Here is a 24,699-nt window from a genome sequence, read left to right as displayed (position 1 = left end):
GACTCAGAACTCGTTCTGGATGTGTTTGTAGCCGAGCACCAGCGCATTGTTCGTGCGCGCGACGTCCTCGGAGAAATCGCTCGCGTCGGCCGTTACCTGCGGCAACGCGGCGAGGTCGGTCTCCGGCCCGATGCGTTCGGTCGAACGCACGTAGAAGCCCGGCGGCAGGTGGCAGCCGTCGACGACCGCGTTGTAGCGCACGACGCAGCCGTCGTCGATCGTGCAGTTGAACAGCACGCTGTTGAAGCCGACGAACACGCCATCGCCGACCTTGCACGGCCCGTGGACGATCGCGCGATGCGCGATCGACGTATGCCGGCCGATCGTCACGCTCGCACCCGACTTCGAATGGATCACGACGCCGTCCTGGATGTTCGAATGCGCGCCGATCACGATCGGCGCGATCTGGCCGTCGGCATCCGTTTCGTCGGCGCGGATCACCGCGTACGGACCGATGAACACGTTCTCCTCGACGATCACGAGCCCGCACAGGATGGCGGTCGGGTCGACGAACGCGTTCGGATGAATCTGCGGCAGGTCGCCGCGCGGGTTCTTTCGGATCATGAGGATTCCTTCCGGGAAAGGAGAGGGCCGCGCTTGAGCCGCTCGAACAGGCCCGGATCGCGCCACTGCGCGGCGATGGCCGGCGCGAACACGATCGCATCGAGGTCGATGCGGCCCATGCGCGGGTTGAAGGCATCGTCGCGAAAGCACTGCGCGTAGCCGGTCTCGGTCTCGTGCACGATGACCGAATGCAGCCGCACGTCGGCTTCGCCGTTCGACATGCGTGTGCCGGACAACGCCGCGTCGACAAGACGAAAGAACACGCGCGAGAACTGTTCGGCGCTCGGTGACACGGGCAGCAACACCCAGCGTTCGGAATGGCGGCGCATGCTCTCGACGTAGCGCGGATCGTCGTCCGACCACAGCGTCACCGCATGGTCGAACGCATCGATCAGGTCGCGCACGTCGCCCTTGAGCAGCCCGAAGTCGTAGACCATCTGCCCAAGATCCAGCGCATGTGCCTCGAGCAGCAGCTCGACGCGGTACGAATGGCCGTGGATCGAATGCGAGCAGCGCCGCGTGCTGCAGCCGCGCACGACGTGCGCGTTCTCGAACCGGAACAGCTTGCGGATCAGCATGCGTCGGCGCCTTCGCGAACGGGCGCGGCCCAGGCAACCGCATCGTGCTGGTGCAGGCTTTCCAGATGGCGCACGCGGATGCGCGGGCTCGCGTGATGATCTTCCAGCGCGGCCTGCACGCGGCGCGCGGCATCTTCGACGAACATCAGGTTCCCGCCGTTCAGCACCGCGAACGCCTGTTCGTCCGCGCGCTTGACCGCGGTCTGCACCGGCGTGCCGAGCGCGTGCTCGACGCGATCGATCAGGTCGATCAACCCGAGCGTCGCGCCATCGGCGGGCAGCGCCACGCTCACGACGGCTTCGCTGCGCTGGCTGTGCGGCGTGGCGGCCGATCCATGCTGTTTCAGCCATGCGGCAACCGCCGCCGGCTCCACGCGATCCTCGCGGCCGAACGCCGTCAGGAACGCCTGTTCGACCCAGTGCCGCGACAGCGCGGCCGAGCACGGGCACGTCGACGAATAGGCGACCGTGACCTGTGCGCGCAGCTCGAACGCTTCGCCGGCGAGCGTCGCGTCGATCCGAACCGGATACGCCTTCCACCCGGCCAGCCCTTCGGTGACGAGCGCCGGGCGGCGGGCCAGCAGGTCGAAGCGCAGCCGCACGCGCGCGCTGCGCGTGTCGCAATCGCGATGGCTGTCGACCATCGCGCGCAGCGCGCGCCGCAGGCCGGCCGGCGACAGCGCTTCGCCGTCGGCGAGCCAGTCGAGCAGCCAGTACAGACGCGACATGTGAATGCCCTTCACATGCGGCGCTGGCAGATCGACCAGCACGTCGGCGCGCGCATGCACGTCGCGCCGGCAGCCGGGTTCGGCCACCACGACGGGCAGGTCGATACCCTGCATGCCGACCCATTCGAGCGGGTGTCGGCCCGGCGCGGCATCGGTCAGGGAAACATCGGGAAGGGGTGCATTCATGCTCGGAATCCGGTGGAGCGCCTTCTCCATCCGGATCGATGCAGGAAGCGCGCGTTCAGGTCAGGACCAGTCGCGAAACGGGTTGTCCCACGTGGTCCAGTGTTCGGGGCCGGTGGCCATCTCGGCGTCGGTCAGCAGACACGCGTCGAAGCGCGCGCGCAGCGCGGGCTCGTCCATGTCCATGCCGATCAGCACGAGTTCCTGGCGCGCATCGCCGACACGCTCGTCCCAGCGCGCGCGGATCTGTGCAACGGCTTCGGCGTCCTGCGGCCAGCGCTCGGGCGGCACGGCCGCCCACCAGTGACCGGCCGGCCCGTGCCGCGCGACCGCGCCGGCCTGCGACCACGACCCGGCGACGGTCGGATGCGTGGCCAGCCAGAAAAACCCCTTCGAGCGGACGACGCCCGGCCACTCGCTTTCGACGAGATCGAAGAAGCGCTGCGGATGGAACGGCCGCCGCGCGCGGTAGACGAAGCTGCGGATCCCGTACTCGTCGGTTTCCGGCGTGTGCGTGCCGCGCATCTCCTGCAGCCAGCCCGGCGCGCGCGACGCCGCGTCGAAATCGAACAGGCCCGTGTCGAGCACGCGCTCGAGCGGCACCTTGCCGAACTCGGCGATCTCGATCCGCGCACGCGGGTTCAGCCCGCGCAGCAGCGCCACCAGCCGCTCGCGCGCGGTGCCATCGATCAGGTCGATCTTGTTGATCACGATCACGTCGCAGAACTCGATCTGGTCAATCAGCAGATCGACGACCGTGCGCGCGTCTTCCTCGCCCATCGATTCGCCGCGTGACTGCAAGCTGTCGCGCGACGCGTAGTCGCGCAGGAAATTGAATGCGTCGACCACCGTCACCATCGTGTCGAGGCGCGCGACTTCGCCGAGGCTGCGGCCGTCCTCGCCTTCGAACGTGAACGTCTCGGCCACCGGCAGCGGCTCGGAGATGCCGGTCGACTCGATCACGAGCTGGTCGAAGCGCCCTTCGCGCGCGAGCCGATCGACCTCGATCAGCAAGTCCTCGCGCAGCGTGCAGCAGATGCAGCCGTTGCTCATCTCGACCAGCTTCTCGTCGGTGCGCGACAAGCCGGCGCCGCCGTCACGGACGAGCGCCGCATCGATGTTGACCTCGGACATGTCGTTGACGATGACCGCGACGCGCCGGCCCTCGCGATTGTTGAGGATGTGGTTGAGCAGCGTCGTCTTGCCCGCGCCGAGGAAGCCGGACAGGACGGTCACGGGAAGCCGCGTGGACGGATGAAGTGCGGTACGCATCGGGCGATTCCGGTAGAGGACGTTGAGGAGCGAATGATATATTGTATCGCAACGATATAACATATCATTTCAGGCGTCCAGCACGCCGGTTGTACGGTGCGCGATTCAGGATCCCGTCGGGCGCCGGTTCGACGCGAACGAAAGGCGGCCGCGGCGCCGCACATGTCATGCCGAATGAAAGGTGTGCTTGCTAAGCTCGGCGGCGAGACCGCTGGCTTGCCCACACCCGACCATGAAAAAGAAAAACCTTGCTGTGTTGTCACTCTGCGCGGTGCTGCCCGGCATCGCGCTCGCCCAATCGATCGCGGCCCCGGCGCTGAAGCCGGGCGATACCTGGACCTACATCAACACCGTCGAAATCGGCCCGAACGGCTGGCGCCAGACGCGCGACCAGATTTCCGTGCAGCGCACCACGTCCGACCACATCTATGTCGAAACGCAGCAAAGCGGCACGACGCAGGCGCCGCGCGAGCTGATCGTCGACTCGGACTGGAGCCGTTCGCGCAGCGTCAACGGCACCGAAACCGTCGTGAACCGCCCGCTGGCGTTTCCGCTGACGGTCGGCAAGACCTGGACGATCAAGTACAGCGAAGCACACCCGAATCCGCAGCATGCGTCGGAAGCGTACGACACGCATTACAAGGTCGTCGGCCCCGATACCGTCACCGTGACGGGCGGCAAGTTCGACGCGATCAAGATCGAGGCCGAAGGCACATGGAAGGCGCAAGCCGCGCCGGGACAGTCGATCACGTCCGGCATGTCCCACAACGCGGGCGGGTCGACGATCGTGATGCAGAGCCGCAACAACGGCACGGCGGAACAGACCGGCAAGACCTACAAGGCGTTCTGGTACGTGCCGGCGGTGGGCCGCTGGGTCAAGTCGGTCGAGGAGTACTACGACACGAACGGCGTGCGGACGGCGCGCTATTCGAACGAACTGGCGTCGTACAAGCGCGCCGGCACCGACACCGGCACGCCGTTGGCCGCCGCGCCCGCACACGCCTCCGCACCGCTGGAAGGCCCGCCTCCCGGCGATCAATGACGCAGACTGAGCGCGCGCTCACTTACGTATAGAGCGACGCCGGCGGCAGTTCGCCGGTCAGCGCGAACCGCCCGACATCGCGCAGCCGGTAGTCGAGCGGATCGTGCAGCGTATGCGTGCGCGCATTCCGCCAGAAGCGGTCGAGGCCGAGCGACGCGGCCGTCGCGCGCGCGCCGCAGGCATCGAACAGCGCCTCGCCGTTGTCGAGCGCCGCGCGCTGCGCGACGATCTTCGCTTCCGATACCGCGAGCGCGACTTCGGCACGCTCGTCGGCCGTCAGCGCATCATGCCGCGCCCATGCGCGCTGCAACGCATCGGCCGCCCGATCGGCCAGCGCCGCCGCGGCAATCGCGCGCACGTGCATGTCGCCGAAGCGCTGCAACGTGTACGGATCGTCTTCTGCCTGCGCGACGTCCGCATGAATCCACGGGCGGCCACGCTGCTGCACGTAATCGCGCGCCTCGGCCAGCGCACCTTCCGCGAGCCCGACGAACAGGTTCGTCAGCACGAGTTGCGACACGAGCGTGCGCAGCGTCGCGCGCGGTGTCGGCGGTGTCTCGGAGCGGTGCAGCACCTCGTCCGGCGCGAGCGTCACGCCGTCGAAGCGCACGCTGCCGCTGTCGGTCTGGCGCTGGCCGATCGGATCCCAGTCTTCGTTGACCGTGATCCCCGCGCGATCGGTCGGCACGACGCCGAACACGGTGCGGCCGGTTGCCGGATCGTGCGCGGACACCGTCATCCGCTGCGACCCGCGCGTGCCCGAACAGAAACCCTTCACGCCGTCGAGCCGGTAGCCGCCGTCGGGCGTCGCCGTGGCCACGAGCCGCGGGTCGAGCGGATTGACCGCGTTGCCCCACCACCAGCCGTGCTCGACGGTGTCGCGCAGATAACGTTCGCGCTGCGCGGCGCTGCCCCATACGTCGACGCTCACGACCTGCAGGCACTGGAACCCGACGAGATGCGCGAGCGCGCTGTCGACACGCGCGACCTGCCGGATCGCGTCGTAGATCGCGGGCCACCCCGCGTCCTGCCCGCCGAACGCGCGCGGCACCGCGAGCGTCAGCAAGCCCGCGTCGGCGAGCCACTGTTTCTCCTGCGCCGCGTGGCCGCCCGTGCGGTCGCGCGCGGCGGCGGTCGCGCGCAGCGCGTCGATCGCGTGCGCCAGCGCCTCGCGATCGACGGCCGGTGCATCGGATTCCGGCGCGAAGGTCGCCGGGCCGCGTGGATCGTTCATGCAATGGCTTCCTGTGCAACGGTTTCACCCGACAGCGGCACGAGCGCGCCGAGCGGGCGCCCGGTCAGCCGCGACAGGATCTCGCGCCGCCAGTCGTCGTAAATCGCGCGGTATTCGTCGATGTCCGCGCCGAACACGTGCGCGGTGTGCGCATACTCGTCATGCAGATAACCGTCGAGCCGCGCCTGCGTTTCCTCGTCCGCGGCGATCACGCGATCGATCAGCGCGTCGCGTTCGGCGGCCGGCAACGCCTTCAGCGTATCGAACCACCACTGGACGATCTGCACGCGATGCCACTCCTCGTCCGGCCGGATCCGGTTCTCGCCGTGCTCGCGCATCGCGCCGTCGCCGATGCGGCCCGTCTTGCGCTGGATCCACAGCTTCGCGAGGATGTGCAGCTCGTAATGCCATTCGAAGGCGAGAAAACCCGCGACGTCGCGCACCGCGATGTCGCCGATGCGCGCCCAGTGCGCGGCGACGAGCCGGTCGATTTCCGGCAGCGGATCGCGCCCCGTCAGTTCGGTCACGCGTTCGCGGCCGATCACCGCGTGCGCGCCGTCGTCGCCGAGCTGGCGCGACAGGATCAGCTGGAAATGCGGATCGTCGCGGAACAGCGTGTCGATCGCCTTCGCGACGACCTGCACGATGAACAGGTCGTGCGACGCCATCTTCGTGTAGTAGTCGGCGACGGCGGCCAGTTCGTCGTCATTGCGCGGCTCGCGCGGCGGTGTCGCGAGCTTGGCCGGGAAGTCCGGACGATGGCGTCGCGCCACGTCGAGAAACAGCGCTTCCTCGAATGCTCCGTTCCATTCGCGCGGTGCGCCGATGGGAAAGGTCATGGGTTTTGTTCTCTCAGGATCATGAATGAAGCGAGCGGACGCTTGTGGCGTCGCTCAGGTACGCCGGGTCACGCGTCGGACCAGGCGGTCGCCCGTGATTTGCACGGCCGAGACGAGCGCGATCAGGATCACGATCACGGTCGCCATGACGGTGGTGTCGAAACGTTGATAGCCGTAGCGGATCGCGAGATCGCCGAGCCCGCCCGCGCCGACGGCGCCCGCCATTGCCGTCGAACCGATCAGCGCGACGACGGTGATCGTGAAGCCGCCGAGCATGCCGGGCAGCGCCTCCGGCAGCAGCACGTGCCACACGATATGGCGGCGCTTCGCGCCCATCGCGAGCGCGGCCTCGATCAGCCCGCGATCGACTTCGCGCAGGCTCACTTCGGCGATCCGCGCGAAGAACGGGATCGCGGCGATCGACAGCGGCACGACGGCCGCCCACACGCCGATCGTCGTGCCGATCAGCACGCGCGTGAACGGCAGCAGCGCGACGAGCAGGATGATGAACGGCGTCGAGCGGAACACGTTGACGAGCGCGCCGAGCACCGCGTTCACGCCGCGGCGCGCGTAGATGCCGCCGGGCGCGGTCGTGACGAGGATCACCGCGAGCGGAATGCCGATCAGCGCCGCAATCACGGCCGACGCGGCGACCATCGACAGCGTGTCGCGGATCGCGTCGAGCAGTTCGGGCCACCAGAGTTCAAACATAGCCGAGCACCTCGGCGTGATTCGCGTGGCGGCGCGCGCGTTCGAGCAGCGCGGCGACTGCATCGCGCGCATGCCGGGCGCCCCCGTCGTCCACGCCGGGCGCGGCCGCGATCACGAGCCGCCCCTGCGCATGGCCTTGAATACGCTCGATCCCGCCGTGCAGGAATCGCACGGAACCGCCGAGCGCCGCCGCGAGCGCGCCGACGTCCGGCTCGCCGCCACTCTCACCCGTATAACGAACGTCGAGCACGACCTGCGCGCCGTCGGGCAGCGCGGCCTGCTCGGGCAACGGCTGCACGCGCGCAGCCAGTTCGGCCGGCAGGTCGTGCTGCAGCGTGCTGAGCAGCGCGCGCGTCGCGCCGTGGCGCGGATCGCCGAACACGCGCCACACGGGGCCCGTTTCGACGACTTCACCCTGTTCGATCACCGCGACCGTGTCGCACACCGCCCGGATCACTTCCATCTCGTGCGTGATCAGCACGATCGTCAGCCCGAGACGACGGTTGATGTCGGCGAGCAGCGCGAGAATCGATTGCGTCGTCTCGGGATCGAGCGCGGACGTCGCCTCGTCGCACAGCAGCACCTCGGGATCGTGAACGAGTGCGCGCGCAATGCCCACGCGCTGCTTCTGCCCGCCCGACAGGCTCGCCGGGTACGCGTCGCGCTTCGCGGCGAGCCCGACGAGGTCGAGCAGCGCCTCGACCTTGCGCACGCGCTCGGCCTTCGGCACGCCGGCGATCTTCAGCGGCAGCGCGACGTTCTCGAACACCGTCTTCGCGGACAGCAGGTTGAAATGCTGGAACACCATGCCGGTGCGGCGGCGCAGCGCGACGAGCCCGTCCTCGTCGAGCGCGCCGACGTCGACGCCCTGTACGCGCACGCGGCCCGAGCTCGGCCGTTCGAGGCCGTTCACGAGCCGCAGCAGCGTCGATTTCCCCGCGCCGCTGCGGCCGATGATCCCGAACACCTCGCCGCGCCGCACGTCGAGCGTCACGTCGCGCAGCGCGGCGGCCTGGCCGCGCGGCGTCGCGAATACCTTGCCGACCTGCTCCAGCGACACGGCCGCGCCGCCGGAATGCACGGCCGCTTCCTCACGTGTCGTTGCCCCCGCGCCGGCAAGCACGGCCGACGGCTCGATGAAACCCAGTGTATCGAACAATTGCGTCATCGCTTCGCTCCGTCACGTTCAGGCATGCGCGGGATGCGCGGGTTCGGATACGGCTGCCGGCCGGTGCTGCGCGCCGGTGTGCCACGCAGGCAGGCGCGGGCCGGCGCCGAACAGCTTCTCGCGCAGCGTCGGCGCGGGATCGTAGTCTTCCTTGTAGACGCCGCGGTTCTGCAGCTCGGGCACGACCCAGTCGACGAAATCCTCGAACGACTCGGGCATCACGGTGCGCGTCAGGTTGAAGCCGTCGATACCCGTCTCGTCGATCCATGACTGCAGTTCGTCCGCGACCTGCGACGGCGAGCCGACGATCGGCGCATAACGCCCACCGAGCGACATCTGTTCGAGCATGCGGCGCACGGTCCACGTGCCGGTGGTGCTCTTGCGCGAGATCGCGTCGACGGCCGACTGGATCGAATCGGTCTTCACATACGAAATCGGCTCGTCGAGGCCGTACTGCGCGAAGTCGATGCCGGTCGAGCTCGCGAAATGCGCGAGGCCGGCTTCCGGGCTCGCATAGCGCCGGTATTCGTCGAACTTCTCTCGTGCGAGACGTTCGGTCTCCGCCGTCACCACGCTCACGCCCGCGAAGATCCTGATCGATGCCGGGTCGCGCCCCTGCCGTGCGGCAGCCGCACGGATGTCGAGCGCCGCCGCACGTGCGGCCGCCTTGCTTTGCCCGTTCACGAACACGCATTCGGCGTGACGGCCCGCGAACTCGACGCCGCGCGCGGACGAACCGGCCTGGTACAGCACCGGCGTGCGCTGCAGCGACGGCTCGCTCAGATGGATCGCATCTAGCGAATAGAACGGCCCGTCGTGCTTCACGCGCCGCACCTTGCCCGGTTGCGCGAACACGCGCGCCTGCGCGTCGCGGATCACCGCGTCGTCGTCCCAGCTCTGTTCCCACAGCTTGTAGACGACGTCCATGTAGTCGTCCGCGCGCTCGTAGCGGTCGTCGTGGCCGATCTGCTGCGCGAGGCCCATCCCGCGTGCGGCGCTGTCGAGGTAGCCGGTGACGATGTTCCAGCCCACGCGCCCTTTCGTCAGGTGATCGAGCGTCGACATGCGGCGCGCGAACAGGTAAGGCGGCTCGTAGGTCAGGTTCGCGGTCACGCCGAAGCCGAGATGCCGCGTGACCTGCGCCATCGCGGGCACGAGCAGCAGCGGATCGTTGACGGGCACCTGCACCGATTCGCGCAGCGCGGCGTCGGGGCCGCCGCCGAATACGTCGTACACGCCGACGATGTCCGCGAGAAAGATCCCGTCGAACTTGCCGCGTTCGAGCGTCTTCGCGAGATCGGCCCAGTAGTCGAGATCGGTGTAGTGCGCGGAGCGGTCGCGCGGGTGCGTCCACAGCCCGTGGTTGATGTGCCCGACGCAGTTCATGTTGAACGCGTTGAGCAGGATCTTCTTGCGGTTCGCCGTCGTCATGCCTGCCTCCGTCACCACGCGATCGCGTACAGCGAGCCGAACGCGTTGTCGAGCGCCTTGCGCACGGCCGGCGAGTGCTGGTAGATCGCGATGAACTTGCGGATGCGCGGATCGTTCGCGCTTTCGGGGCGCACGACCCACTGGATCGCGAAGCTCTTGTTCTCGGTGCCGTCGAACAGCAGCGCGCTGTTCGGGTCGGTCGTGCCGGCGAGCTTGATGAAGCTCGGGTAGCCCTGCGCGAGATCGACGTCGTCGAGCGAGCGTGCGAGCTGCGACGCTTCGAGCGGGATGATCTTCAGGTGCTTCGGGTTGGCCACGATGTCGTGCGTGGTCGCACGGTAGTCGGTGCCCGGCTTGAGCGTGATGAGCCCCGCGCGCTGCAGCAGCAACAGCCCGCGCCCGCCGTTCACCGGGTCGTTCGCGATCGCGACGCGCGCGCCGTCCTTCAGCTCGGCGAAGCTTTTCACCTTCTTCGAATAGAGGCCGATCTTCATGATCGTGCCGGGGGCGATCGAGATGAAGTTGTAGCCGCCCTGCTTCTTCGCGTTCTCGAGAAACGGGATGTGCTGGAAGTAGTTGACGTCGATGTCCTTGTTCGCGAGCGCCGCGTTCGGCGTATTCCAGTCGGTGAACTCGACGATCTTCACGTCGAGACCCTGCTCTTTCGCCTCCTTCGCGGCGATCTTCAGCGCTTCGATCTGCGGACTGGTCGAGATGCCGACCTTCAGCGGCGCGGTGTCGGCGCGCGCACCGTTGAGCAGCACGACGCCGAGCAACGCGGCCATCAGCACGCGGGCCGCACGGCCGGCGGAAAAGCGGGCGGTAAAAACGGGATGCAGCATGAAACCATTCTCCTGTCCAAAGAAGGTATCGACGGATGAGCGACGCCGCGGCGAACGCGCGGGCGTTCTCCGGACAGTCGTCGTCGCATCGGAAAAGGATCAGCCGATGATAGAGAGCGGCGCGAGGGCGGTCTACGAAGCGATTGTGCGAAGAAAATCGCGCGCGGCGATATGGCGAGCGGCCGGGCTGGATCGGGGGCTGGACCGGCCTCCTGGCCGGCCAGCTGGCCGAAATCTCGGCCTGGGCGCCGGGCGAATTCCGAAATCTCGGCCAGCCGGTCGGCCAACCCTTTCCCCTGACGAAACAAATCCCTTATAAATCAATGCATTGAAAATATTCCGGCAGGCCGGATTTCTGGCACGGGGGTTGCGTAATAGACGGCACACGATGCCGCGAAGCAATGCAGGCATTCCAACATCAGGAGACACGTCTTGCAGACCTCTATCCATACCCCGTCCCATCCGGAGCCGGTTTCCGACGCCGTCGCCACCCCGCGCGAGCGTTTCTGGCCGGAAGGCTGGTGGAAACTGATGGAAATCCGCATCGGCATCATTCCGCTGCCCGTCTACTTCATCCTGCTCGCGCTGATCGTCGGCTTCTCGGTCACCGGCAAGGTGCCCGGCGAGATCTCGATGGCGATCGCCGTGCTCGCATTCTTCGGCTTCACCTGCGCGGAACTGGGCAAGCGCCTGCCGCTGTTGCGCAACATCGGCGCGGCCGCGATCTTCGCGACCTTCGTGCCGTCGGCGCTCACGTACTACCACCTGCTGCCGAAGCCGGTACTGAACCTGACGGTCGAATTCACGAAGTCGACCAACTTCCTGTACCTGTTCATCGCGTCGATCATCGTCGGCAGCATCCTGAGCATGGATCGCCGCGTACTGATCCAGGGCTTCGTGAAGATCTTCATCCCGCTCGCGGCCGGCTCGGTCGCCGCGGCGATCGTCGGCACGGCCGTCGGCACCGCGCTCGGCCTCGGCGCGCGCCACACGCTGCTGTACATCGTCGTGCCGATCATGGCCGGCGGCGTCGGCGAAGGCGCGATTCCGCTGTCGATCGGCTATTCGGAACTGATGCACCTGCCGCAGGGTGAAATGTTCGCGATGGTGCTGCCGCCGGTGATGCTCGGCAGCCTGACCGCGATCATCCTGTCGGGCGCGCTCGACATGCTCGGCAAGCGCCTGCCGCACCTGACGGGCAACGGCCGCCTGCAGGTCGGCGAAAGCGGCGACATGACGCCGGCAAGCGAAGAGATCCGCGGCCACGTCGACGTCACGCACATCGCCGGCGCCGGCATCACGGCGATCACGCTGTACCTCGTCGGCCTGATGGCGTTCAAGCTGTTCGGCCTGCCCGCGCCGGTCGCGATGCTGTTCCTCGCGGTGCTCGTGAAGCTCGCGCGCGCAGTGTCGCCGCCGCTGCAGGAAGGCGCGTTCGTCGTCTACAAGTTCTTCTCGACCGCCGTCACGTATCCGCTGCTGTTCGCGATCGGCGTCGCGATGACGCCGTGGGACAAGCTGACCGCCGCCTTCACGATCGTCAACGTGGTCACGATCGTGTCGACCGTCGCGACGCTGATGGGCACCGGTTTCGTGGTCGGCCGCCTGCTGAAGATGTACCCTATCGACACCGCAATCGTGAACGCCTGCCACAGCGGGCAAGGCGGCACCGGCGACGTCGCGATCCTGACCGCCGCGAACCGGATGCAGCTGATGCCGTTCGCGCAGATCGCAACGCGGATCGGCGGCGCAATCGTCGTCACGGTGACGCTGATCCTGGTCGCGCACTTCGGATGATGCGTGGCTGCGCGCACCGTCGCGCAGGCTGCTTCGCACGCGCCGCCGCCGGCCTTGCCGGCGCGCGGCGCGCGTCGTTACGGCAGGCGGTAGCGGGCGGCCGGCGGCGGACGACCGGTAGCGGGCTTCGATGAGGGCGAACGTGCAAAAAGGCTTCAAGGGAATCCCGTGGTGGGGCTGGGCATCGGCCGCCGCGCTGTATGTCGGCGTGGCCGGCGCAGCCGTCGATTTCGCGTGGGAACGCGCGATCGACGCGCTCGAGGAAACCGGCGCGCACCGGCTCGACCTCTATGCGTCGAGCCTGAAGAGCGAACTCGGCCGCTTCGAGATCCTGCCGGGCCTGGTCGCACGGCAGGACGGCGTGCGCGCGATGCTGAAGGCCGCACCGCACGATGCGCCCGCACTCGTGCACTCGGTGAACACCTACCTCGAAGCCGTCAACCGCGACGCGGGCAGCGGTGCGGTCGACGTGATCGACCTGCAGGGCGAAGTGATCGCCGCCAGCAACTGGAACGAGACGATCAGCTTCGTCGGCACCAACGTGTCGTACCGGCCGTACTTCAAGGATGCGCTCGCGCGCGGCAGCGGCCGCTTCTTCGGCATCGGCACCAACACGGGCGTGCCGGGCGTCTACTTCGCGAGCGCGGTGCGCGACGACGGCGTGCCGATCGGCGTGGCCGCCGTGAAGATCAGCGTGGATTCGCTCGAATCGGCATGGCGCGCGCCGGGCGTCGCGGCGATGGTCGTCGACAGCAACGGCGTGGTCGTGATCTCAACCGAGCCCGCATGGAAATTCACCTCGCTGCGCGCGATCACCGCACAGCAGCAGCGCGACATCCAGGCGTCGCGCCAATATGCGGGCCGCACCGTCGATGCGCTGCCGTACCGCCGCATCGGCGACCGCAGCTCGGCCGCGTGGTTCGGCACGTTCCCCGATCCGCGCCACACCGGCCGCACCACGCGCTATCTCGTGATGTCGCGCCCCGCGCCGCAGGCCGGCGATTCGCTGATGGTGCTGCTCGACATCGCAGGCGCGCGGCGCCAGCAGCAAACGGCGTTCGTGTTCGTCACCGGCGCGTTCCTGATCGCCGCGCTGCTGGCCGGCTACGCGATCCAGCGCCGCCGGGCCATCGTCGCGCGGCTGAACGCGCAGGACGCGCTGCGCCGCGCGAACGACCGGCTCGAATTGACCGTCGTGCAACGCACGGCCGCGCTGACGGCGACCAACGAGCGGATGCAGCGCGAGATCGTCGAGCGCGAGCGCACCGAGCAGCGGCTGCGCGCGTCGCAGCAGGAAGTCGTGCACGCGGGCAAGCTCGCGGTGCTCGGGCAGATGGCCGCCGGCCTCACGCACGAGCTGAACCAGCCGCTGGTCGCGATCCGCACGCTGTGCGACAACGCGCGCACCTTCTTCGAGCGCGGCCAGCCGGCGCCGGCGCTCGCGAACCTCGAACGGATCGGCAAGCTGGTCGACAGCATGGCCGTGCTCACCGGCGAGCTGAAGACCTTCGCGCGCAAGCCCGACGTCGAGCGCGTCGCGGTGTCGCTGAACGAGGCCGTCGCGCATGCGCGGCTGATCTACGACGCGCGGATCCGCGACGAAGGCGTGCGGCTCGACGTGAACATCGCGCCCGGCACGACGGTGTCGGCCGAATCGAGCCAGTTGCAGCAGGTGATCGTGAACCTGCTCGGCAACGCGCTCGACGCCGTGCACGACGCGCCGGTGCGCCGCATCGTCATCGAAGCCACCGGGCCGGACGACGCCGGCCACGTGCGCTTCACGGTGGCCGACAGCGGCGCGGGCATCGCGCCCGATGTGCTGCCGCACCTGTTCGAGCCGTTCGTCACGACCAAGCCGCGCGGCCAGGGCCTCGGGCTCGGCCTCGCGATCACGTCGCGCATCGTCGAGGCGTTCGGCGCGAAGATCGCCGCGACGAACCGCGACGAAGGCGGCGCGCAGTTCAGTATCGAATTCGCGGCGGCGACGCCGCAACAGAGGATAGAGCATGGAAGATGAGATTCGCGTGCTGGTCGTCGAGGACGATGAAAACGTCCGGATCGGCGTCGAGCAGGCCGTCGAGCTCGCCGGGTTCCCGGTCGACGCATTCGCGTCGGCCACCGACGCGCTCGCCCACGTCGCACCCGGCGCGCCGCTGGTGATCGTGTCGGACGTGCGGATGCCCGGCATCGACGGGCTGCAGCTGCTCGACCGCGTCATGGCCATCGACGCGCAGATCCCGGTCGTGCTGATCAGCGGCCACGCGGACATCTCGACGGCCGTCGGCGCGATGCAGGTCGGCGCATACGACTTCATCGAGAAGCCGTTTTCGTCTGACGTGATCGCCGGCCGCGTGGCGCGCGCAGTCGAGAAGCGCCGCCTGACGCTCGAGGTGCAGGGGCTGCGCGCGGCGCTGAACAACTGGCAGGGCATCGAGGCGTTCGTGCTCGGCAAGTCGCCCGCGATGGCCGACGTGCGCAAGAAGATCCTGCGCCTCGCCGATACGTCGGTGTCGGTGCTCATCACCGGCGAAACGGGCACCGGCAAGGAACTGATCGCGCGCAGCCTGCACGACTTCGGCGGCCGGCGCGACGCGCATTTCGTTGCGCTGAATTGCGGCGGCCTGCCCGAGCAGATCTTCGAGAGCGAACTGTTCGGCCATGAAGCCGGCGCGTTCACCGGCGCGATCAAGAAGCGCATCGGCAAGATCGAATGGGCGGACGGCGGCACACTGTTCCTCGACGAAATCGAGACGATGCCGATTCCGCTGCAGATCAAGATGCTGCGCGTGCTTCAGGAGCGTGTGGTCGAGCGGCTCGGTGCGAACGAGCTGATTCCGGTCGACTGTCGCGTGGTGGCCGCATCGAAGGCCGATCTCGCCGAGCTTGCGGCCGACGGCCGCTTTCGCGCGGATCTCTTGTATCGCCTCAACGTCGCGCAGATCGAGCTGCCGCCGCTGCGCGAGCGGCGCGAGGACGTGCCGCTGCTGTTCGAGCATTTCGTGCTCGCGGCCGCGCGGCGCTTCGGGCAGCCGGCGCCGGTCGTCACGGCTGCGCAGGTGTCCGAACTGATGACGCATGCATGGCCCGGCAACGTGCGCGAGCTGCAGAACGTGGCCGACCGATTCGTGCTCGGGCTGACCGGCGACAGCCTGCTGTCGTCCGGCGACGCGCCGGCCGTGGGCGACACGCTCGCGGAACAGCTCGCGTATTTCGAGCGGATGCTGATCGAGGACATGCTGCAGCGTCACAACGGCAACGTCGCCGATGCCAGCGTCGCGCTCGGCATGCCGAAGAAAACGCTCTATCACAAGCTGCGCAACCTGCGGATTCCCGCGCGCGGCGACGCGGCGGCCGACGGCGGCGAATGACGCGAACGAGGATACGCAGAACAGCATGGATCGCATCGAAGTCACCGAACACGGCCGCGTCACCGGCCACCTGATCCGCGGCGTCACGCACGCGCAGAAGACCTTCCGCCCGAGCGACTGGCCCGAGCGACTGGCCCGAGCGCCTCGCGGGCGTCATCACGCTGTTCGTCGGCGAGCGGCGGCCCGGTTATCCATGCGCGCTGTCGCGGCTCGCGATGCCGGTGGTCGACGGCAACGTCAAATGCCTGTTCGTGTCGGACGAATTGCGCACCGTGTGCGCGGACGCATTCGACTTCGCGATGCAGTTCGCCGCCGACAACGACCTCCCCGTCGCGCTTCAGACCGCGCCCGCGCTGACGGTGCGCTGACGCGCGGGCCTCCCCCTTTTTCACTGCGAAGGCGCGTGCGCGCAGGCCGCCGCACGCCCTTTCATCTGCGAAATGAATCGTCAGATGATTGAAGGCTTCGATACATGACCACGCTGCGACAAGGGTTTCCGGCGCAGCCATCAATAAAATTGATCGTCACGATGAAAATTATGCGTTTTCCTTGCAGGTCGCCGTGATGCATAGTTGCGTCGTGTTGACGCACCTTTGAGTCCTTCAATCATGAACATGCGAATCGAGCCGTCCGTGCTCGCGAACCCCGACCTGCAATTTGCGACGCTTTCGTCAGGCATCAGCCTGCCGTATGTCGAGCGGGGCAGCGGTGCGCCGATGGTGTTCGTGCACGGCTCGCTGTGCGACTACCGCTACTGGGATCCGCAGCTCGCATCGCTGTCGGCCCACTACCGCTGCATCGCGCCGAGCCTCAGCCATTACTGGCCGGCCGTCGAAGCGGGCATCCAGGACGAGTTCAGCTGGCAGAACCACGTCGACGAGCTCGCCGAATTCATCGACGCGCTCGATCTCGGCCCCGTGCACCTGGTCGGCCACTCGCGCGGCGGCAGCGTCGCGTTCAACGTCGCGCGCCAGCATCCGCACCTCGTCGAATCGCTGACGCTCGCCGATCCGGGCGGCCCGCTGCAACAGCCGGGCGTGCGCGAAGCCGCGCTGCCGGCCGCCGCGATCGCGCTGCGCACGAAGGCCGTGAACCTGATCGGGCAAGGCGACGTCGAATCGGGCCTCGAGATGTTCGTCGATTCCGTGAGCCTGCCGGGCGCGTGGAAGAAAAGCACGTCGCGTTTCCGCACGATGGCGATCGACAACGCAAGCACGCTGCCGAAGCAGTTGCGCGACCCGCTGCCCGCGTACTCGCAGCACACGGCCGGCGACATCGCGTGCCGCACGCTGCTGATCGACGGCCAGCGCAGCCCGAAGATGTTCCGCAACAACGTCGATACGCTGACGCAGTGGATCGGCAATGCGCAACGACAAACCGTCGCCGGCGCGTCGCACGGAATGAACGCCGCGAGCCCCGCCGTGTTCAACCGTTACGTGCACGAGTTCGTCGCCGCGTAAGTTCTTTCGGGCGGCTTCTGCGCCGCCCGTTCTCCTCGCTGTTCAACGACGATGCGGATACGCTCCGCATCGCGTCCTCCTCAACCGCCGTGCGTCACCGGCGCGTCCGTCCCGTAGATCTGCCTGCGCAGTTCCGCCAGCCGCGTATCGAGCGCCACGCGCTGCTGCTCGCGGTCCGGCACCGTGCGCACCACCTCGTCGATGATCTTGCGGCTCTGCGCGACATAGTCGGCATCCTGCCGCTCGCGTGCGGGCGAAGCCGGCCGCTCGCCCATCGCGAGATCGCGCAGGTGATCGCGCAACGCGTCGCTCGCGGCCTGGCGCACGGCGGCATCCGGTTCCGCATCCTGCAACAGCAGATCGGCGAGGCCCGACGCCTCGCGCGGATCGAGCTTGCCCGCATCGGCATCGGCACGCAGTTGCGCGAGCAACGAACGGGCGCGCGCCTGACGGTCGGACGCGTTCAGCGCATCGCGTTCGTGCGCATAGCCGTCGAGCTGCGCGCGGAAATTGACCGGCGACGCGGCCGCTTGATTCGTCATGGCGGATTCCTGGCTGACAACGATGGAAGAAGCGGCTTGCGGCGCGCCGCCCGGGCGGCCGCTCCACCACACGGCGGCCGACGCGACGGCGCCTGCCGCCAACGCGATCGCGCCCCGGACGATGATGGTTCTGTTCATCATGCGGTTCCTGTCACACGCGCGAAGAGCGGATCGGTCACGCTCGCCGCACCGGTTTCGACATGGCCGGCCAGCGTGCGCAGATAGCCCGCATCCGCATCGATCGTCACGCTGAAGTCGTACCAGCCGCCGCTTGCCGACAGGTTCAACACCGTGTCGACGGCGGCACCCGCCGCGACCGTGCCCGAACGCGGCGCGGCACCGTAGCCGTTGTCCGTGAGCGTCGCGACGAGCGGCGTGCGGCCGCCATTGCGCATACGCACGGCGAGATTGCCGTCCGGGCGATACGCGACCGTCACGTCGAACAGCGGCGCACTCGTCGTCGCACCGCCCTTGAAGCGGCGGAAGAAGCCGTTCGGCCCGTATGCGGCGAGGTCGTAGCGCCCCTGCGTGTCGCGCACCGGCCACCACTGGTCGCTCAGCACACGGCCGCTCTGGATCGTGTAGTAGCGCGGGCCGTTCTGCGCGATCGCGTCATGCACGTGGAACACCGCGGCCGACGTGCCGGCCGCGTTGCCGGGCACGGCCTTGCCGTTGTTCGCGAAGCTCACGTTCAGCACGCCGGCGCGCGTATCGAGCGCCGCTTCGACGAACAGTTCGTACGGCACCGCGCGCAGCTTGCGTTGCCCTGGTTCCTGCACCGGCAGCGGCGCGTTCTCGGCCGGATAGCTCGACGGATAGCTCGGCTTCGCGAGGTAGTACTGCACCCAGTACGCGTTGTCGAGCTGGGCCTTCGTCGCGGTCAGGTCGAGCACCGCAGGCGGCACCGTGCGGTCCGCATCACCCGCGAAGTCGAAGGCCGAAGTGAGGTCGCCGCATACCGCGCGACGCCACGGCGTGATGTTCGATTCGTAGACGTCCGGATGATCGTCGCCGAAGCGCTTCTCGATGAAACGGATCACCGACGTGTGATCGAACACTTCCGAGCAGGTCCAGCCGCCCTTCGACCACGGCGAAATCGCGAGCAGCGGCACGCGCGTGCCGAGCCCGATCGGCAGCCCGGAAGCCTGCTCGATCTCGCCTTCGACACTGACCGTCGACAGCCCCTTGCCGGCCTTCCACGGCGGCACCGGTGCGCTCACGTGATCGAAACGGCCGTCGCCTTCGTCGTAGCAGATCAGGAATACCGTCTTCGCCCACACGTCGGGGTTCGACGTGAGCGCATCGAGAATTCGCGACACGAATTCCTCGCCGAACGACGGTCCCCACCACGGATGCTCGGACGACGAGAACGGCGGCACGATCCACGACACCTGCGGCAGCCGGTTCGCGAGCACGTCGTCGCGCAGCGACGCGATGCCGCGCGCGGTCAGCCCGCGCTGGTTCAACGGCGAGTTCGACGCAGCCGACTTGTACTGCGAAAACCACGCGAGCGCGTTGCAATCGTAGTTGTTGGTGTTGTCGATCCAGTAGCGGCTCGACAGGAAATTCCATGCGACGTTGAACGAGCCGACGCCGCCTTCCTGATACACGCGCCAGTCGATACCGGCCTGCTGCAGCCGCTCGGGGAAGGTCTTCCACGACACCGTACCCGAACGGTCGCCCATCCAGTTCGACATCGCGACCTGGCTGCCGTCGGCGTTCGGCGACGAGCGTCCCGTCATCAGGTAGAGCCGGTTCGGATTGGTCGGCCCCATCATCGACTGGTGGTACGCGTCGCAGATCGTGAACGCGCTCGCGAGCGGGTAGTAGTACGGCAGGTCGGTGCGCTTGAAGTAGCCCATCGCGTCGGGCCACTGCACGGCCATCCACTGGTCGTTGCGCCCTTCGTTCCACAGCTTGTGGAACGCATCCCACTCATGGTTCTCGGGCATCATCCACTGCGCCCACGTCTTCGACGTGTCGAGATGCCACGGCACGTAGTCGCGCCCCTTGTAGTTCTGATACCAGACGGCCTTGCCGTCGGGACGCGCGACCGCGCGCGGATCGTTGAAACCGCGCACGCCCGGGAACGTGCCGAAGTAATGGTCGAATGCGCGGTTTTCCTGCATCAGCACGACGATGTGCTCCACATCCCGGATCGTGCCGGTCACGCGGGCCGGCTCGACGGCAAGCGCGCGGCGAATGCTTTCGGGCAACGCCGCCGCGAGCGCGGCAGCGCCGGCCGCCTGCGCCGAGCGGGTCAGGAACGTACGGCGATCGATACGCGACATCGGCAATCCCTCCTCGTTTTTCTGGCCGGACGGGGATGGTCATGCAGGCGGCATCCGCCGCGTGCGGGCGATGCGCGGCCTCGGGGCCGCAATGCGGTTCCGAACAGGCGCGCGGCGCGTCGACGGCCCCCTCCTGCCCGCCGCGCGTGTCATCGATCTGTTGGATTCTAGAAAGGGAAATCGGACAGTTTTGTTAAGACGCGACAAATAACCAGACGATTACGACATTAGAAGTCCTCTACAATTTATTTCGTCATGCGCCCGACATCGATGACATGTGACGCACCAACGAAAAACGGCGGACGCTTGCGCGTCCGCCGTTCGTTGTCACGCTGCCCGGCTCGTGCGGCCTACCACACGGCCGGCTCCGGCTGCGCCTTGCGCGTGACCGAATCCGGCAAACCGAACACGGCGTCGAACGCCCAGTTGTAGGCGAACGTGAAGATCGGGAAGAACACGATCAGCACCGCGTCGTACAGGAACGCCTGCAGCAGCGACACGTCGAGCCACCACGCGATCAGCGGAATCAGGAACGTCACGAGCGCGACCTGGAACCCGATCGCATGCAGCACGCGGCGACCGACCGTGCGCGTGGTTGCCGCGCTGCGCCGCTCCCACGCCTCGAACCCGAGGTTGTACAGGAAATTGACGGTGACGCCCGTCGTCGAGATCATCACGCCCAGCAGGCCGCTTGCCGAGGCGCTCGCACCGCTCAGCATGCCGAGCACCGACGATGCGACCAGGATGCCGAGCAACTCGAACATCACGACATACACTATGCGTCTCTTCCACCCTTGCATGACCATCCACCTTCATCTCGAACAAGGTGGCGAGACTATCAGCGGGCCCCCGTCCGCAAAAGTCAGGTCCTTTCAATTTTTCTGACAGGAGGCCCGTGCATGCTGACCAGCGACCACATCGACATGCTGCTGACCGTCATCGACAAAGGCTCGTTCTCAGCCGCGGCCCGAGCGCTCGGCCGCACGCCGTCGGCGATCAGCATGGCGATCGCTAACCTCGAGGCCGAACTCGACCTCGTGCTGTTCGATCGCGGCACGCGAGAACCGACACCGACCGCCGCGATGGCCGCGCTGCTGCCCGACGCACGCGCGATCGCCGAACGGCTGCATGCACTGCGTGCGCATGCGCAGCATTTGTCGGAAGGCGTCGAAGATCCGTTGCGGCTCGGGCTCGCGGCCGAACTCGACGGTGCGCCGGTCGCCCGTGCGCTGACGGCCGTGGCCGCGAAATATCCGGCGCTCGCGATCAGCATCGTCACGGCGCCGCAGGACGCGATCGTCGACGCGCTGCATCGTTCGGCCGTCGATCTGTGCGTCGCATACGGCGGGCTCGACCTGCATCCGCAGGAACAGATTCATGCGCTGTGGACCGAAACACTCGTCGCCGTCGCCGCGCCGAGCCATCCGGCCATCGCCGAATGCGCGCAACCCGAGGCGATCGAGCGGCTGTCCGGTTTCCGGCAAATCGTGATCGCCGATCCCGAACGGCCGCTGACCGACGTGCGGCCGTTGATCGGCAACCGCACGTGGAAAGTGACCGACATGGCGACCGCGATCGCGCTCGTGAAGGCCGGGCATGGCTGGGCGAACTTGCCGGAATCGATGATCGGCCGCTACGTCGCCGACGGCGAACTCGCGCCGCTCGTGTTCGCGAACATCCGCAACGGGCTGCCGTTGCCCGTCTATCTGCGTCGCCAGAAGCACACGGGGCTCGGCAAGGCGGCGAGCGAACTGGTGCGCGCGCTGCGGGTTGCCGGCGACGATGTGTAGCCGGTGCGGCGAGGTATCGCCGCACCGCCGGTCAACGCCCGACGGCTTGACCGTTAGTTGCGGTTAACGCGAACCAGCCGCCGCACTCTGGATCGAATCGACGAGCGACGCGTTGTCGTACCGTCGCCCGGCAATGCCCCATCCGCCATCGACGGCATGCACGACGTTCACCCACACTTGCGCCGGCGTCAGCCGCCCACCCGCTCGATGCAGCACGATCTCGGTCGCCCGTTCGACGAATTGCCGCTGCTTGTCGGGCGCCGCGAGCGCCACCGCAGGCAACTTCAGCTCGACGAACGCCGCGGGCTCCGCCCGGCCCTGCACGAAGGTCCGGTTGCGCGGCAGCACGTTGAGCGTACCCACCACGTTCGGCGCCAGGAACCCGTTCCCGGTCAATCCTTCGACGTCCAGCAGCGCATCGGTCAACTCGGCAAACACCGGCCCCTCGTCGTCCGCCTTGAAAACCCCTTCGGATACTGTCAGCGTAATCGGCATCGCACTTTCTCCAGGTCAGGTCATCGGATTCGTGACGTGATATAAATATCAGTCACTCTCTATACATTAGACACTGATTGCTCTCTATGCAAGCAATAAAGAGCGATCGCTCTGAAGCGAGCCTGTCATGCGTTATTCCGTCGAGCACAAGCACGAAACCCGCGCGCGCATTCTCGAAGCCGCGAGCCGCCTGTTCCGCCAGGAGGGCTATGGCGGCTCCGGCATCGGTCCGCTGACGAAGGCGGCGGGCGTCACCAACGGCGCGTTCTACGGGCATTTCAAGACGAAGGGCGAAGCGTTCCGCCAGGTCGTCCTTGATGGCCTCGACCAGCTTCGGCAAGGCGTCGCGACGTTCAAGGCCGAGCATGGCGCGCGCTGGCGGCGCCCGTTCGTGTCGTTCTACCTCGGGCCGCGGCGCACCTGCGCACTCGGCGAAAGCTGTGCGCTGCCGAGCCTGTCGCCCGAAGTGATGCGCGCCGACGACGACACGCGCGACGCCTATGAGCAGGCGCTGCGGCAGATCGTCGACGACGTGTCGGCCGGGATGGGCGACACGCCCGACGACGACCGCGCGATCGCATTTCTCGCGCTGCTGTCGGGCGGCGTCACGCTCGCGCGTGCGGTGCGCGATCCCGAACTGGCGCAGCGCATCGCCGATGCGGTCGGCCGTTATGCAGTGGTGATCGCCGAACGCACGGACGTGAAGCCCGAGGAGCAGCCATGACGAGCCCGAGCGGCCAATAAAAAAACCCGATCCGCGTTGCCACGGACCGGGGTTCTTCTCTTCGATCAGCTACCTGCTTGAACGGCCCTTGGCGGGCCGCTGCTTCAACGCGCGGCGACCTCCGCCTTGACGGACGCCGCATCGCCGACCGCTGCCGGCGCCGCGCCCCACCCGCCGCCGAGCGCGCGGATCAGGTTGACGGTCGACACGGCCTGCGCGCCAGTGAGCTGGTTCGCCTGCAGTTGCGACTGCAGCACCGAGCGCTCGCTGTCGATCACGTCGAGATAGGCGACTTCGCCTTCCTGGTACTGCGTGCGCGACAGCGTCGCCGCACGGCGCGACGCGTTGACGGCCGCGTCCTGTGCGCGGATCTGGTCGTCGAGCAGGCGCAGGTCCGAGAGATTGTCCTCGACTTCGCGGAACGCGACGAGCACCTGCTGCCGGTAGTTCGCGACCTGCTCGTCGTACTGCGCACGCGCCTGCTGCACGCCGGCCGCACGGCGCCCGCCGTCGAACAGCGGCAGCGTCAGCGCGGTGCCCGCGAACGGCCCGAGCAGGAACGTGCGGCTCGACCACATGAACAGGCTGCCGAGCGTCGACGCTTCATAACCGAACGCCCCCGTGATATCGAGCTTCGGGAAGTACGCCGACTTCGCGAGGCCGATCCGCGCGTTCGCGGCCGCCATCGCACGCTCGGCCGCCGACACGTCCGGACGGCGTTCGAGCAGCGCGGACGGTAGGCCCGGTGGAATCTTCACCGCGACCGGCACGATCGGCGTTTCCTTGAACCCGAAATCCGCCGGCGCCTTGCCGAGCAGGATCGCGAGCGCGTGCTCGGACGCCGCACGCCGGCGCGCGACGCCGACCGCATCGGCCTGCGCGCTGGCCAGCTCGTTCTTCGCGCGCGACACGTCGAGTTCGCTGATATCGCCCTCGTTGAAGCGGCGCTGCACAAGCTTCAATGCCTGGTCGCGCAGCTCCACCGTGCGGCGGTACAGGTCCTGGTCGGAATCGAGTTGGCGCAGTTCGAAGTAGTTCTGCGCGACGTCCGCCTGCAGCGCGAGCTGCACCGAACGGAACAGCGCTTCGCTCTGCGCCTGGTCCGCACGCGACGCCTCGACGTTGCGGCCGACGCGGCCGAACAGGTCGGCCTCGTACGACACCGTGCCCTGCGCGCGCCACAGCGTCGCGTTGGTCGGGCCCGTGCCCTGCGGCTGGAACTGCGACGCCGACGACAGCCCTTCGCGCGTTGGCCCGAACCCGGCGCCAACCTGCGGGAACCATTGCGAACGCGCCGAACGCGTCGCCGCACGCGCTTCCTCGACACGCGCGGCCGCGGCCTTCAGGTTCTGGTTCGCGGCGAGCGCCTGGGTCTCGAGCGAATCGAGCACCGGGTCGCCGAACACCTTCCACCATTCGCCGCGATGTTCGCCGTCCGCCGGCTCGGCCGTCTTCCACGTGCCGGCCTGCTCGCCGGCGGCAAGCGTCGGTGCTTCCTTGAACGCGGCGGGCGCCGCGGCATCCGGACGCTTGTAGTCGGGGCCCACCGCGCACGCGGCGAGCAGTGTCGCGAGCAGGGTGCTCGCGGCCGCCACCTTCGCGAAGCGCATCAGGCCGTTCGTGTTGTGCAAGTCATTCAT

General features: G+C 67.8%; 22 protein-coding genes and 1 pseudogene. 8 read left to right on the top strand and 15 right to left on the bottom strand.

Translation table 11 applies throughout. From position 1 onward, the window contains the following. Positions 1–3: 3 nt before the first annotated feature. From KEC55_RS28525 to zigA, 4 genes are read right to left on the bottom strand one after another with little or no spacing between them, the layout of a single operon-like run. The gene (locus KEC55_RS28525; protein WP_059238830.1) at positions 4–564 is read right to left on the bottom strand and encodes a carbonate dehydratase; all 561 of its coding nucleotides are present in this window, start codon (positions 562–564) and stop codon (positions 4–6) included. Then, positions 561–1,142 carry a 6-pyruvoyl trahydropterin synthase family protein gene (locus tag KEC55_RS28520; RefSeq protein ID WP_282508456.1) on the bottom strand — a complete coding sequence of 194 codons (582 nt, stop codon included), beginning with the start codon at positions 1,140–1,142 and terminating at the stop codon, positions 561–563. The genes KEC55_RS28525 and KEC55_RS28520 overlap by 4 nt, the downstream gene beginning before the upstream one ends. Then, positions 1,136–2,056 (bottom strand): GTP cyclohydrolase FolE2, encoded by a 921-nt coding sequence (gene folE2 / locus KEC55_RS28515; protein ID WP_282508455.1) that lies wholly within the window; start codon positions 2,054–2,056, stop codon positions 1,136–1,138. Before folE2 ends, KEC55_RS28520 begins: the two co-directional genes overlap by 7 nt. A gap of 60 nt (positions 2,057–2,116) precedes the next feature. Then, positions 2,117–3,325: a zinc metallochaperone GTPase ZigA gene (gene zigA / locus KEC55_RS28510; protein ID WP_282508454.1), complete on the bottom strand. Its 1,209-nt coding sequence runs from the start codon at positions 3,323–3,325 to the stop codon at positions 2,117–2,119. Positions 3,326–3,557: 232 nt separating this feature from the next. On the opposite strand from zigA, the gene KEC55_RS28505 reads away from it, so the two are divergent. Beyond that, on the top strand, positions 3,558–4,367 hold the full coding sequence (locus KEC55_RS28505; RefSeq protein WP_282508453.1) for a hypothetical protein: 810 nt from the start codon (positions 3,558–3,560) through the stop codon (positions 4,365–4,367). Positions 4,368–4,389: 22 nt separating this feature from the next. On the opposite strand, the gene KEC55_RS28500 is transcribed toward KEC55_RS28505, so the two are convergent. The 6 genes from KEC55_RS28500 to KEC55_RS28475 are packed head-to-tail and all read right to left on the bottom strand — an operon-like array spanning position 4,390 to position 10,592. Beyond that, entirely contained in the window at positions 4,390–5,601 is a 1,212-nt protein-coding gene (locus tag KEC55_RS28500; protein WP_282508452.1) for an acyl-CoA dehydrogenase family protein, read from the bottom strand. Further along, the gene (locus tag KEC55_RS28495) at positions 5,598–6,440 is read right to left on the bottom strand and encodes a hypothetical protein (protein ID WP_282508451.1); all 843 of its coding nucleotides are present in this window, start codon (positions 6,438–6,440) and stop codon (positions 5,598–5,600) included. The genes KEC55_RS28500 and KEC55_RS28495 overlap by 4 nt, the downstream gene beginning before the upstream one ends. Before the next feature lie 54 nt (positions 6,441–6,494). Further along, positions 6,495–7,151, bottom strand: a complete 657-nt coding sequence (locus KEC55_RS28490; RefSeq protein WP_152849614.1) for a methionine ABC transporter permease — start codon at positions 7,149–7,151, stop codon at positions 6,495–6,497. After that, positions 7,144–8,319, bottom strand: a complete 1,176-nt coding sequence (locus KEC55_RS28485; protein WP_282508450.1) for a methionine ABC transporter ATP-binding protein — start codon at positions 8,317–8,319, stop codon at positions 7,144–7,146. The genes KEC55_RS28490 and KEC55_RS28485 overlap by 8 nt, the downstream gene beginning before the upstream one ends. An 18-nt stretch (positions 8,320–8,337) precedes the next feature. Beyond that, on the bottom strand, positions 8,338–9,750 hold the full coding sequence (locus KEC55_RS28480) for an LLM class flavin-dependent oxidoreductase (RefSeq protein ID WP_282508449.1): 1,413 nt from the start codon (positions 9,748–9,750) through the stop codon (positions 8,338–8,340). An 11-nt stretch (positions 9,751–9,761) separates the two neighbouring features. Continuing rightward, positions 9,762–10,592: a MetQ/NlpA family ABC transporter substrate-binding protein gene (locus KEC55_RS28475; RefSeq protein ID WP_415877971.1), complete on the bottom strand. Its 831-nt coding sequence runs from the start codon at positions 10,590–10,592 to the stop codon at positions 9,762–9,764. Positions 10,593–11,024: 432 nt separating this feature from the next. Between KEC55_RS28475 and KEC55_RS28470 the strand changes: the two genes are divergently transcribed. The 5 genes and pseudogenes from KEC55_RS28470 to KEC55_RS28450 all read left to right on the top strand — a co-directional run bounded on the left by KEC55_RS28470 (position 11,025) and on the right by KEC55_RS28450 (position 17,217). Then, a complete protein-coding gene (locus KEC55_RS28470) occupies positions 11,025–12,389 on the top strand; it encodes a 2-hydroxycarboxylate transporter family protein (protein ID WP_176047550.1) in 1,365 nt (454 codons plus the stop codon). A gap of 130 nt (positions 12,390–12,519) precedes the next feature. Then, positions 12,520–14,406 carry a sensor histidine kinase gene (locus KEC55_RS28465; protein ID WP_282508448.1) on the top strand — a complete coding sequence of 629 codons (1,887 nt, stop codon included), beginning with the start codon at positions 12,520–12,522 and terminating at the stop codon, positions 14,404–14,406. Beyond that, entirely contained in the window at positions 14,396–15,757 is a 1,362-nt protein-coding gene (locus KEC55_RS28460; RefSeq protein ID WP_282508447.1) for a sigma-54-dependent transcriptional regulator, read from the top strand. Before KEC55_RS28465 ends, KEC55_RS28460 begins: the two co-directional genes overlap by 11 nt. Before the next feature lie 25 nt (positions 15,758–15,782). After that, positions 15,783–16,125 (top strand): annotated as a pseudogene (locus tag KEC55_RS28455) (DUF3579 domain-containing protein). A 240-nt stretch (positions 16,126–16,365) separates the two neighbouring features. Then, entirely contained in the window at positions 16,366–17,217 is an 852-nt protein-coding gene (locus KEC55_RS28450; RefSeq protein ID WP_282508446.1) for an alpha/beta fold hydrolase, read from the top strand. An 80-nt stretch (positions 17,218–17,297) separates the two neighbouring features. Here the strand turns inward: KEC55_RS28450 and plcR are convergent, their stop codons facing one another. The 3 genes from plcR to KEC55_RS28435 form a co-directional block, all read right to left on the bottom strand. Then, positions 17,298–17,897, bottom strand: a complete 600-nt coding sequence (gene plcR, locus KEC55_RS28445; protein ID WP_282508445.1) for a phospholipase C accessory protein PlcR — start codon at positions 17,895–17,897, stop codon at positions 17,298–17,300. Further along, positions 17,897–20,050: a phosphocholine-specific phospholipase C gene (locus tag KEC55_RS28440; protein ID WP_282508444.1), complete on the bottom strand. Its 2,154-nt coding sequence runs from the start codon at positions 20,048–20,050 to the stop codon at positions 17,897–17,899. The genes plcR and KEC55_RS28440 overlap by 1 nt, the downstream gene beginning before the upstream one ends. A 350-nt stretch (positions 20,051–20,400) precedes the next feature. Then, positions 20,401–20,850: a PACE efflux transporter gene (locus tag KEC55_RS28435; protein WP_282508443.1), complete on the bottom strand. Its 450-nt coding sequence runs from the start codon at positions 20,848–20,850 to the stop codon at positions 20,401–20,403. Between the two features lie 99 nt (positions 20,851–20,949). On the opposite strand from KEC55_RS28435, the gene KEC55_RS28430 reads away from it, so the two are divergent. Next, complete coding sequence (locus KEC55_RS28430; protein WP_282508442.1) at positions 20,950–21,840, top strand: LysR family transcriptional regulator; 891 nt, start codon at positions 20,950–20,952, stop codon at positions 21,838–21,840. A gap of 63 nt (positions 21,841–21,903) precedes the next feature. On the opposite strand, the gene KEC55_RS28425 is transcribed toward KEC55_RS28430, so the two are convergent. Continuing rightward, the gene (locus KEC55_RS28425) at positions 21,904–22,335 is read right to left on the bottom strand and encodes a Tautomerase enzyme (RefSeq protein ID WP_282508441.1); all 432 of its coding nucleotides are present in this window, start codon (positions 22,333–22,335) and stop codon (positions 21,904–21,906) included. A gap of 127 nt (positions 22,336–22,462) precedes the next feature. Between KEC55_RS28425 and KEC55_RS28420 the strand changes: the two genes are divergently transcribed. Continuing rightward, positions 22,463–23,059: a TetR/AcrR family transcriptional regulator gene (locus KEC55_RS28420; RefSeq protein WP_282508440.1), complete on the top strand. Its 597-nt coding sequence runs from the start codon at positions 22,463–22,465 to the stop codon at positions 23,057–23,059. Positions 23,060–23,163: 104 nt separating this feature from the next. On the opposite strand, the gene opcM is transcribed toward KEC55_RS28420, so the two are convergent. After that, on the bottom strand, positions 23,164–24,699 hold the full coding sequence (gene opcM, locus KEC55_RS28415) for a multidrug efflux transporter outer membrane subunit OpcM (RefSeq protein ID WP_282508439.1): 1,536 nt from the start codon (positions 24,697–24,699) through the stop codon (positions 23,164–23,166).

Origin of the sequence: Burkholderia cepacia (assembly GCF_029962485.1) — a bacterium.
Lineage (GTDB): Bacteria > Pseudomonadota > Gammaproteobacteria > Burkholderiales > Burkholderiaceae > Burkholderia.
This window is presented reverse-complemented; position numbering and strand designations above follow the sequence as displayed.